This window comes from [Mycobacterium] manitobense (assembly GCF_025821665.1).
GTDB classification, from domain to species: Bacteria; Actinomycetota; Actinomycetes; order Mycobacteriales; family Mycobacteriaceae; genus Mycobacterium; species Mycobacterium arseniciresistens.
Genome location: NZ_JACKSJ010000145.1, coordinates 94,951 through 105,424, shown reverse-complemented (window position 1 = coordinate 105,424; position 10,474 = coordinate 94,951). Strand labels below are relative to the sequence as shown.

The 10,474-nt window shown below is 72.0% G+C and carries 10 protein-coding genes; 3 read left to right on the top strand and 7 right to left on the bottom strand.

All coding sequences use genetic code 11. From position 1 onward, the window contains the following. The 5 genes from H7I41_RS17565 to lspA form a co-directional block, all read right to left on the bottom strand. Nucleotides 1-1,140 (bottom strand): RNA polymerase sigma factor (locus H7I41_RS17565; RefSeq protein WP_264013878.1); only part of this gene is annotated, 1,140 nt, incomplete at its 3' end. Continuing rightward, nucleotides 1,112-1,492 carry a YciI family protein gene (locus tag H7I41_RS17560; RefSeq protein WP_264013889.1) on the bottom strand — a complete coding sequence of 127 codons (381 nt, stop codon included), beginning with the start codon at nucleotides 1,490-1,492 and terminating at the stop codon, nucleotides 1,112-1,114. The genes H7I41_RS17560 and H7I41_RS17565, both read right to left, overlap by 29 nt. A gap of 41 nt (nucleotides 1,493-1,533) precedes the next feature. After that, complete coding sequence (gene rarD / locus H7I41_RS17555; RefSeq protein WP_264013877.1) at nucleotides 1,534-2,466, bottom strand: EamA family transporter RarD; 933 nt, start codon at nucleotides 2,464-2,466, stop codon at nucleotides 1,534-1,536. Then, nucleotides 2,463-3,392 (bottom strand): RluA family pseudouridine synthase, encoded by a 930-nt coding sequence (locus H7I41_RS17550; protein WP_264013876.1) that lies wholly within the window; start codon nucleotides 3,390-3,392, stop codon nucleotides 2,463-2,465. The genes rarD and H7I41_RS17550 overlap by 4 nt, the downstream gene beginning before the upstream one ends. Continuing rightward, nucleotides 3,392-4,018: a signal peptidase II gene (gene lspA, locus H7I41_RS17545; RefSeq protein WP_264013875.1), complete on the bottom strand. Its 627-nt coding sequence runs from the start codon at nucleotides 4,016-4,018 to the stop codon at nucleotides 3,392-3,394. Before lspA ends, H7I41_RS17550 begins: the two co-directional genes overlap by 1 nt. Nucleotides 4,019-4,061: 43 nt before the next feature. Between lspA and H7I41_RS17540 the strand changes: the two genes are divergently transcribed. Together H7I41_RS17540 and H7I41_RS17535 are read left to right on the top strand one after the other, a co-directional pair. After that, a complete protein-coding gene (locus H7I41_RS17540) occupies nucleotides 4,062-5,006 on the top strand; it encodes an asparaginase (RefSeq protein WP_264013874.1) in 945 nt (314 codons plus the stop codon). A gap of 12 nt (nucleotides 5,007-5,018) precedes the next feature. Beyond that, the gene (locus tag H7I41_RS17535; protein ID WP_264013873.1) at nucleotides 5,019-5,498 is read left to right on the top strand and encodes a hypothetical protein; all 480 of its coding nucleotides are present in this window, start codon (nucleotides 5,019-5,021) and stop codon (nucleotides 5,496-5,498) included. Here the strand turns inward: H7I41_RS17535 and H7I41_RS17530 are convergent. Further along, entirely contained in the window at nucleotides 5,480-6,856 is a 1,377-nt protein-coding gene (locus H7I41_RS17530) for a DNA polymerase IV (protein ID WP_264013872.1), read from the bottom strand. The two genes, H7I41_RS17535 and H7I41_RS17530, sit on opposite strands and share 19 nt — an antisense overlap. A 33-nt stretch (nucleotides 6,857-6,889) precedes the next feature. Here H7I41_RS17530 and H7I41_RS17525 point away from each other — a divergent pair, with 33 nt between their 5' ends. Continuing rightward, nucleotides 6,890-7,102 (top strand): RNA-binding S4 domain-containing protein, encoded by a 213-nt coding sequence (locus H7I41_RS17525; RefSeq protein WP_264013871.1) that lies wholly within the window; start codon nucleotides 6,890-6,892, stop codon nucleotides 7,100-7,102. 19 nt (nucleotides 7,103-7,121) lie between these two features. Here H7I41_RS17525 and ileS read toward each other — a convergent pair whose 3' ends face one another. After that, nucleotides 7,122-10,268, bottom strand: coding sequence for an isoleucine--tRNA ligase (gene ileS, locus H7I41_RS17520; RefSeq protein WP_264013870.1), 3,147 nt, complete (start codon nucleotides 10,266-10,268; stop codon nucleotides 7,122-7,124). Nucleotides 10,269-10,474: the final 206 nt, after the last annotated feature.

Here is a 10,474-nt window from a genome sequence, read left to right as displayed (position 1 = left end):
CGCGGCGAGCAGATGGCCGCGGGTCGCCCACGCCGGCTGGAATCGGACGACCGCCGGTTCGGTGATCGCGTCGAGCACCCGCAGACCCGCCGCGGGCCCATCGATCCGCGCCTCGACGGCCGCGGTCGCCACCGCCGCGCCGAGCGACGGCGCCACGCGCATGAGCGCCCTGTGCAACCGCCGCAGCGCCTCGAGGTCCACCGGCCCATGCCTGCCCGCGCAGTGCGCCGACTGGATCGCCGCCTCGTACTGGAACCGGCCCGGCCTGCCCCGCGTGTGCGCACGCCGCAGCATCTCCTCGCCGCGCGCGATGAGCCGGGCGTCCCACAGTGCGGTGTCCTGCTCATCGAGCGGGATGAACGACCCGTCCCGGCCACGCCTGGCCGGGCGGCGTGCCTCGCCGAGGCAGATCAGGGCTGCCAGGCCGAGCACCTCCGGCTCGTCGGGCATCAGTTCGGCCAGCACGTCGGCCAGGTGCAGCGCCTCGGCGGACAGCGTCTGCGAAACGGCGCCGGCCGGCCAGTCGATGGCCGGCCAGTCGATGGCGTATGCCCCGTAGACCGCCTCGAGCACAGCGGGCAGGCGGACCGCCAGCTCTGCGGGATCCGGTATGGCGAACGGGATCCCGGCATCCCGGATGCGCTTCTTCGCCCGCACCAACCGTTGCGCCATCGTCGCCGGCTCGATGGCGAACGCCGCGGCGATGTCGGCGGCCCGGACGCCGAGCACCGTCTGCAGCATCAGCGGCGTGCGGACGTCGGCTGCGATCGCGGGATGCGCGCACACCAGCATCAGCTCGAGGCGGCGGTCCGGGATCGTGACCGGCTCGCCGGCGTCCGCCACCGGCTCCTCGGCCCCGGTGAGCGGCCGGGTGTTCCGGTGGGCCGCGGACTTCCAGGTGTCGCGCAGCCGGTTTCGCGCGACGGTGAGCACCCAGCCCTCCGGATTGGCCGGCACACCGTCGTCGGGCCAGCGCCGCAGGGCGCGTTCGAGGGCGTCGGCCAGCGCGTCCTCCGCGGCGGCGATGTCGCGGCCCGGCGCGGCCAGCACAGCGAGCAGCCTGCCGTACGACTCGCGGGTGAGCTGGGCGAGCCGTACGGCGGGCTGGCTCTCACTCAGGGGTGTACCAGCCGCGGCCACGGGCATAGGTGACGGCCACCGGACGGATCTCGACCGAACCGAAGTGCGCCGCCGGATTGCGCTGCGCCCACCCGATCGCCGCGTCGAGGTCCGGCACGTCGATCACGAAGATGCCGCCCAGCCGCTCCCGGGTGTCGGCGAACGGACCGTCCTGGATGTCGACGGTGCCGGTCCTCGCGGTCACGGTGGTGGTGGCCGCGGCGGATTGCAGCACCTGCGTGCCGACGAGCACGCCCGCGGCGTCGAGGTCGTCGGCGTAGCGGGCGAAGGCGGCCCGGCCCTCGGCCAGCGCCTCCTCGGGCACGCCGGCCTCCGACGCCTCCTGGTAGTGGGTGATCAGGCAGTACTGCATGGCTCCTCCTGGGTCGCGGTGCGCACCGTGGTCTTGCGGTGTCACCGTGATGACGATCCGGACGCCGCCGGATCGACAGGCACCGGATCCCCCGTGGCCGGTTTACTGCGCAGTGCGTCCAACGTCATCACTGCGAGCGCCGTCCAGATCAGCGCGAAGCCGACCCACCGGGCGACCGGCATCGGTTCGTGGCCGATCAGCACGCCCCACACCATCTGCAAGCCCGGGTTCAGGTAGAACAGCAGGCCGATCGTCACGAGCGGCAACCGTTGCGCGGCCGCGGCGAACAGCAGCAGCGGGACGGCGGTGATGGGACCCGACAGCACCATCAGCACGGAGTGCGCGGTCCCCTCGTGCGGGAAGTGTCCCTGCCCCAGCACCGCGAGCACGATGAGATAGCCACCCGCCACGGGCAGCGAGATGAAGTTCTCGACGGCCACGCTGACGCGTGGGTCGGCCACCACGACCTTCTTCACCACAGCGTACAGCGCGAACGACACCGCGAGGACACCGGCGATGTAGGGCGGGGTGCCCACGCCCACCGTGAGCACCACCACCGCCACCACGGCGAGCGCCAGCGCGACGAGTTGCCACCTGCCGATGCGCTCCCGGAACACCAGCACGCCGAGGGCGACAGTCACCAACGGGTTGATGAAGTAGCCGAGCGCGGCGTCCACGACGTGACCGTTGGTCGCGGCGTAGATGTAGACCCCCCAGTTGAGGGCGATCAGCACCGAGGCGGCCGTCAGCAGCAGCCAGGCGCGCCCACCGAGCCTGCGCAGGTCGCCGAAGCGACGGACCACCAGCAGCACCAGCGCCATGCACACCGCGCTCCACACGATCCGGTGGGCGAGCACCTCCACCGACCCGGCGGGCAGCAGCAGCGGGAAATATCCGGGGCACAGGCCCCACCAGGTGAAGGCGCCGACGCCGAACAGCGTGCCGGCGCGCCCCGCGCGGGCCTCGCCGGTCACAGCGCGTGGTCGCGCAGCACCTCGAGGGCGTGCCGCAGGTCCGCGGGATAGGGGCTGGTGATCTCGACGCGCCTGCCGTCCGCGGGATGCGCGAACGCCAGCGACCGCGCATGCAGCCACTGTCGTTCCAGGCCGAGCCTGCGGGCGAGGGTGGGGTCGGCGCCGTAGGTCAGGTCACCGCAGCACGGGTGGTGCAGCGCGGCGAAGTGCACGCGGATCTGGTGGGTGCGCCCCGTCTCGAGCTCGATGTCGAGCAGGCTGGCGGCCTGGAACGCCTCGACGGTGTCGTAGTGCGTGACGCTGTGCCGGCCGCCCTCGGTGACCGCGAACTTCCAGTCGTGCCCGCGGTGCCTGCCGATGGGCGCATCGATGGTTCCGCTGCTCGGATCCGGGTGACCCTGCACCAGCGCGTGGTAGCGCTTGTGCACCGTGCGCTCCTTGAACGCCCGCTTGAGCAGGGTGTACGCGCGTTCGGACAGCGCGACGACCATCACACCGGAGGTGCCGACGTCGAGCCGGTGCACGATGCCCTGGCGTTCGTGGATGCCCGAGGTGCTGATCCGGAATCCCGCGGCGGCCAGCCCGCCCAGCACCGTGGGCCCGTGCCAGCCGACGGTGGCGTGCGCGGCCACTCCCGGCGGCTTGTCGACCGCCACGATGTCGTCGTCGGAGTACAGGATGTCCATGCCCTCGATGTCGACCGGAGTGTTCTCCACCGGCGCCGGCGCCTCGGGCAGCCGCACCTCCAGCCACGCCCCCGCCGTGAGCCGGTCGGACTTGCCGGCCGGGGCGCCGTCGAGGTCGACTCCGCCGTCCTCGGCGAGCGCCGCGGCGGCGGTGCGTGACAGCCCCAGCAGCCGTGACAGACCGGCGTCGACCCGCATACCGCTCAGCCCCTCGGGGACCGGCATCGACCTGGTGGCCACTACGCGTTGTCGGCGGGCGGGTCGGCGGGACGGTCGGCCGGCGTCGCGGCAGCCGACTCGGGTGTGCGGCGCGTCGGGCTGTCGAAGTCGAAGCCGAACAGCGACAGCGCCACCAGCAGGATCGCGCCGCCGACCACCGACGGGTCGGCGACGTTGAACACGGGGAACCAGCCCACCGAGAAGAAGTCCACCACGTGGCCGCGCAGCGGGCCGGGTGAGCGGAAGAAGCGGTCGACGAGGTTGCCGGTCGCGCCGCCCAGGATCATGCCGAGGCCCAGCGCCCACCATGGCGACACCAGCCGCCTGCCCATCCAGATGATGCCGATCACCACGCCGGTCGCGACCAGGGTGAGCGCCCAGGTGTAGCCGGTGGCCATCGAGAACGCCGCGCCGGAGTTGCGAACCAGCGTCCAGGTCACGGTGTCACCGATGATCGACACCGGCTGCCCCGGTGTCAGCAGCTTGACGGCGAGCACCTTGGTGACGATGTCGCAGATCAGCACCACCGCGGCCACGCTCACCAGCAGCCGCACCCGGCGCCTCGGCGGCGCCTCGTCAGGCGCCGCGGCGCCGCCGGCTGCGGCGCCGGTCGCCCGGTCGAGGGGGCCCGGTGTTTCGTCAGTCACCGGACCATCATCCCAAACCGGCCGATGGGGAAGAATTCCGCACGTGAGCCTCGTCGTCATCACCACCGGTGGAACCATCGCGACCAGCGTCGACGACGCCGGTGTCCGGCGGCCGACCCGCGGCGGCGCCGACCTGCTGACCGGTCTGGGGGCCGCGGCCGTCGACGGCGTGCGCTGGGTCGACGCGCTCTCGCTGGACAGCTCCGAGCTGACCCCGCCCGACTGGGACACCATCCGGAGTGCCGTCGGCGACGCGGTCGACGCGGGCGCCTCCGGCGTCGTCGTCACGCACGGCACCGACACCATGGAGGAGACGGCGCTGTGGCTCGAGATCACCTATGACGGAACGGTTCCCGTCGTGCTGACCGGTGCGCAGCGCAGTGCCGACGCGCCCGACGCCGACGGCCCGGGCAACCTGCGCGACGCGCTGGCCGTTGCGGCGCACCCGGATGCCCGCGACGCCGGCGTGGTCCTGAGCTTCGCGGGCGCGGTGTGGCAGCCGCTCGGCCTGCAGAAGGTGGCGACCGGTGACCTGCGGGGCTTCGCGGGGCGGGCGGTGGGCGCGGTGGACGACGGTGCGTTCGTCCGCACCGCCGACAAGACCAGGCCGTACCTGGGCCCGGTGTCGGCGGGCGCGGCCCCGCGGGTCGACATCGTCGCGGTGTACCCGGGCAGTGACGGCGTGGCGATGGCGGCGTGCGCGGACGCCGGGGCGCACGCGATCGTGCTCGAGGCGCTCGGCGCCGGGAATGCCGGCCGGGCGGTGGTCGACGAGGTGCGGCGGCTGTGCAGCTCGGGGCTGACGGTCGCGGTGTCCACCCGGGTGCCGGGCGGCCGGGTCAGCCCCGGCTACGGCCCCGGGCGTGCGCTGATCGACGCGGGCGCCGTTCCGGTCCCCCGGGTGCGCCCGTCGCAGGCACGGGTGCTGGTGATGGCCGCACTGGCGGCCGGAGCGCCGGTTCCCGACGTCCTGGGCCGCTGGGGATGACAAGCTGACGACATGGGGTCGCGATACCTGTCCGCGTCGGCACTGATCGCGGTGGCCGGCGTCTGGGGCGCGCCCGTGGCTGTGGCACAACCACCGCCCGGCGTGCCGCCACCGGGTGTGGCCGCCGTCGACGCGTATCCCCTCGCCGAGGGGCGCTACACCACGACGGACGACTACGGCTGGGTGTACTTCAAGACCCCGGACGGCCGGTCCTGCGGCGTCGGTCCGAACGGCGGGCCGGTGGGGTGCGACGCGGTGGCGCTCGACGCCCCCGCAGGGCTGAACCAGACCGTGGTCAATCCCTGGGGTCCCGGCCAGCATCGCAGGTCCACAGCGACGACGTTCACCCGCGATGTCGACGTGCTGCCGGAGGGCCACCGGTTGGAAAACATGGGTGCCAGTTGTGCCATGGGTTTCCAGGGCGCGGTGACGTGTCAGACGTACGGACAGCGCGGTTTCGTGCTGTCGGCGCTCTACACCGTGTTCTGGTGAGCCGCCAGCCCCTCGACGTAGTCCGGCCAGTCGAGGCTGTCGATCGGGTTGGCGCGCACCACCTCCGGTGACCCTTCGGGGAAGGTGCGGGCGATGCCGGGTCCGGTGCCGCGGGTCTCGAAGCGCACCGTCATGACGCCGTGCCCGGCGCCCTGGATCCAGCCGTGCCCGTGTTCGGGGTGCGCCACGTCGTCGCCGACCCGCCAGGCCGGTGCGGTGGAGGCGGCGTCGCTCACCGACGGCGGCACGGGAATGGCCGGTACCGGTGCGCCGCTGTCGTCGGCAACGAGGTCGAGGTCCGGGAACAGCGACTCCTGGCGCACCTCGGTCAGACCCGAGAAGGCGACGCCGACAAGGCGGATGGGCCCGATCTCGACCGGATCGAGCAGCAACCGGCGGGCCATGGCGATCAGTGTCGCGGCATCGGCCGTGGCGTAGGGCAGGGTGGCCGAGCGGGTCAGCGTGCTCATGTCGGACTTCTTCAGCTTCACGGTGACCGTGCGCGCTCCCCTGCCGTCCTTCTCCAGCCGCCGGTGGGCGTGCTCGCCGATCGGTCCGGCGGCCTCCCGCAGCTGGTCCAGCGTGGTGAGGTCGGCGGGGAAGGTGGATTCGGCGCTGATCTGCTTGGCCTCGGCGCGCTCGGCGACCGGCCGGTCGTCGATGCCACGGGCCAGCCGGTGCAGCGCCGGACCCACCGTGCCGCCGAGCACGTTGGCCACCTCGGCGTCCGACAGCGCCGCGAACTGGCCGATGGTGCCGATGCCCAGGCGGTGCAGCCGCTCGTCGGCAACCGGCCCGATGCCCCACAGCCGCCGCACCGGCAGACCGTCGAGCACCGCCCGCTCCTCGTCCCGTCCGACCACCCGCACACCGTCGGGCTTGGCCAGGTCGGAGGCGATCTTGGCGACCTGCTTCCCCGACCCGGCCCCCACCGAGGCGACCAGCCCGGTCTCCTCGCGCACCCGCGCCCGCAGCGCCTCGCAGTAGGCGTTCACCTCCGCGGTGGCGGCGCCGACGAGTTCGGCGGGTTCGGCGAAGGCCTCGTCGAACGAAAGCTGCTCCAGCACGGGCACCACCGCGCGGACGACGTCGAACACCCGGCGGCTGGCGACGCCGTAGACCACCCCGCGCGGCGGCAGCACGACCGCAGGTGCGCCGACGAGACGGCGCGCCTGGTGCATCGGCATCGCCGAACGCGCGCCGTGCACCCGGGCCTCGTAGCTGGCGCCGGCCACCACGCCGCGCCCGCCGAGCCCGCCGACGAGCACGGGCCTGCCCTTCAGCGTCGGCCTGGTCAGCTGCTCGACCGACGCGAAGAACGCGTCCATGTCCAGGTGCAGCACCCACCGCGCGCCCACACCCGCCGATGCTAGGGCGCTAGCCTGACGTCCATGCACGAGGTGCCGATCGTCGACGAGTCGATCCGGCTCGGCCAGTTCCTGAAGCTGGCCTCGCTGCTCGACTCCGGGTCCGATGCCAAGGCCGCGATCGCCGACGGTCTGGTCAGCGTCAACGGCGACGTCGAGGTGCGCCGCGGCCGCCAGTTGCGCCCCGGCGACACCGTGTCGATCGGCACGGAGTCCGCCCGCGTCGTGCGCGGTTGAATCGCAGGCCGCCCGCCGATCACGCCTTGGCGATCGCGACCCGCACCCCGTCGCCGATCTCGGCGCCGTCCGCGGCGTCACCGAAGTCGAACCGGGTGGCCAGGATCTCCCGCGCGATCAGGTCGCGGTGCGCCTGCGCCCACTCGGCCTGCCCGGCCGGCACCGACATCACCACCGAGATCCGGTCGGACACCTCCAGCCCGGTCGACTTGCGCAGCTCCTGGAGTTCGCGGATGCGGTCCTTGGCCCACCCCTCGGCCTCCAGCTCCGGGGTGACGTCGCCGTCGAGCACCACCAGCCCGGCGCCGTCGGCGAGTGCGGCCGTCCAGTCCGGGTCGGCGGCCACCAGGCGGGAGCTGAACTCACCTGGCTGCAGCACGGCGGGTCCGGCGGTCAGCGTGCCGTCCGGGTTCACCACTCCGGCACCGGCTTTCACCGCTTTGATCGCGGCCTGGACGTCCTTGCCGAGCCGGGGACCGGCGACGCGCGCGTTGACGGTCAACTCGAACCGGCCGTATGCGGCGATGTCGTCGCTCAACTGCACGGCCTTGACGTTCAGTTCGTCGGCGATCAGATCGGTGAACGGCGCCAGCGCCGCCGGATTGTCAACGGCGACCGTCAGATTCGGCAACGGCAGCCGCACCCGCAGCTTGTTGGCCTTGCGCAGGGACGACGCGGCCGAGCACACCTCACGGACCTGGTCCATCGCGGCCACCAGGTCGGGATCGCGCGGCAGGTCACCGGCCGAGGGCCAGTCGGTGAGGTGCACCGACCGTTCAGCGGTCACTCCGCGCCAGATCACCTCGGTGATCAGCGGCAGCAGCGGCGCGGCCAGCCGGCCGGTCACCTCCAGCACGGTGTGCAGCGTGTCGATCGCGTCGGCGTCCTCTTCCCAGAACCGCGACCGCGACCGTCGCACGTACCAGTTCGTCAGCGCCTCGGTGAACTGCCGCAGCTGGTCGCAGGCCACCGAGATGTCGCAGGTGTCGAGCGAATCGGTGAGGTCGTCGCGCAACTGCGCCAGCTTGGCAAGGATGTAGCGGTCCAGCACGTGCGGCGAGTCGGTGCGCCAGCTGCCCCGCTCCGGGGCGTAGAGCGCCAGGAACGTGTAGGCGTTCCACAGCGGCAGCAGCACCTGCCGGACCCCTTCGCGGATGCCCTGCTCGGTGACGACCAGGTTGCCGCCCCGCAGGATCGGCGACGCCATCAGGAACCACCTCATCGCGTCGGAGCCGTCGCGGTCGAACACCTCGGTGACGTCGGGGTAGTTGCGCAGCGACTTGCTCATCTTCTGCCCGTCGTTGCCGAGCACGATGCCGTGGGCCACACAGGTCTTGAACGCCGGCCGGTCGAACAGCGCGGTGGCCAGCACGTGCAGTGTGTAGAACCAGCCGCGGGTCTGGCCGATGTACTCGACGATGAAGTCACCCGGGAAGTGCGCGTCGGCGCCGCCGTGTCTGTCGGCTCCGCTGACGCCGTCGAACCACTTCTGGTTCTCGAACGGATAGTGCACCTGCGCGTACGGCATCGACCCGGAGTCGAACCACACGTCGAGCACGTCCTCGATCCGCCGCATCGTCGAGCGCCCGGTGGGGTCGTCGGGATTGGGCCGGGTCAGTTCGTCGATGTAGGGCCGGTGCAGATTGTCCGGCCGCACCCCGAAGTCGCGTTCGAGTTCGTCGAGGCTGCCGTACACGTCGACCCGCGGGTGGGCCGGATCGTCGGAGGTCCACACCGGGATCGGCGTGCCCCAGTAGCGGTTCCGCGAGATCGACCAGTCCCGCGCGCCCTGCAGCCACTTGCCGAACTGGCCGTCGCGCACGTGCTCCGGGTACCAGGTGATCTCCTGGTTGAGTTCGACCATCCGGTCCCGGAACGCGCTGACCCTGATGAACCAGGACGACACGGCGCGGTAGATCAGCGGATTGCGGCAGCGCCAGCAGTGCGGATAGGAGTGGTCGTAGGTCTCGTGCCGCAGCAGCACGGCGCCGTTGACGCCCGCCGAACCGCTGCCGTTCTTCAGGTCACGGATGATCTGCGGGTTGGCGTCGAAGACGTGCTGACCGGCGTAGTCGGGCACCGTGGCGTCGAAACGGCCCTTCGCGTCGACCGGGGTGACGGCGTCGATTCCCGCCGCCCGGCAGGTCGCCATGTCGTCCTCGCCGTAGGCCGGGGCCAGGTGGACGATGCCGGTGCCGTCGTCGGTGCTGACGAAGTCGCCCGGCAGCACCACGAAGGAACCCGGCGCGTCGGCGAAGTACGGGAACGGCGGCAGGTAGCCGGTGCCGAGGAGCTCGCGCCCGGCGCAGGTGCCGAGGATCTCCGGCTCGTCACCGAACTCGCGGGCGTAGGCGGGCAGCCGGGCCTCGGCGAGGACGTATCGCCGGCCGTCCGCGGCCCGGATGTGGGCGTAGGTGACGTCGGGGTTCACCGCGACGGCCTGGTTGGACGGCAGCGTCCACGGGGTCGTCGTCCAGACGAGCAGGTGGGCGTCGGCGAAGTCGCCCCCGTTGAGCCGGAATCCGACCGTCAGCGCCGGGTCCTGCCTGCTCTGGTAGACGTCGTCGTCCATCCGCAGTTCGTGGCTGGACAGCGGGGTCTCGTCGTTCCAGCAGTACGGCAGGACGCGGTTTCCCTCGTAGGCCAGGCCCTTGTCCCACAGCTGCTTGAACGCCCAGATGACCGACTCCATGAAGCCGATGTCGAGGGTCTTGTAGTCGTTGTCGAAGTCCACCCAGCGGGCCTGGCGGGTGACATAGTCGCGCCACTCGTCGGTGTACTTGAGCACCGACGCGCGGCAGGCGTCGTTGAACTTCTCGATGCCCATCGCCTCGATCTGCGCCTTGTCGGTGATGCCGAGTTGGCGCTGCACCTCGAGTTCGGCGGGCAGACCGTGGGTGTCCCAGCCGAACCGGCGCTCGACCTGGCAGCCCTGCATCGTCCGGTAGCGCGGCACGATGTCCTTGACGTATCCGGTCAGCAGGTGGCCGTAGTGCGGGAGCCCGTTGGCGAACGGCGGGCCGTCGTAGAAGACGTACTCCGGGGCGCCGTCGCGCTGGGCGAGGCTCGCCCGGAAGGTGTCGTCACGGTCCCAGTAGTCCAGGACGTCGGCTTCCAGCGCCGGGAAGTTCGGCGCGCCACCGGCCGGCTTGGGATAGGCAGTCACTGCGTAGTCTCCTGTGCCACGTGGTGGCCTCCGCCGAGGAAGCCACGTTCAGGCACGGGGACGACGTCGCGCCGGTGCGCGAACGCCGCGGTACCACCCCGCTTGCGCACCTCGCGATGCGCCGCTCGTTGTGGGCTGTGACGGGCCCATCCGTCCGGTTCTACTGGGACCCGGCGCGTGCCGGGGACCGTTCTTCCGGAGGCTCC

What these genes read in the sequence shown, in the direction of transcription:
- H7I41_RS17525 (WP_264013871.1), top strand. Translation starts at nt 6,890, where the DNA reads ATGCACGAGGTGCCGATCGTCGACGAGTCGATCCGGCTCGGCCAGTTC.
- H7I41_RS17560 (WP_264013889.1), bottom strand. Translation starts at nt 1,492, where the DNA reads ATGCAGTACTGCCTGATCACCCACTACCAGGAGGCGTCGGAGGCCGGC.
- H7I41_RS17535 (WP_264013873.1), top strand. Translation starts at nt 5,019, where the DNA reads ATGGGGTCGCGATACCTGTCCGCGTCGGCACTGATCGCGGTGGCCGGC.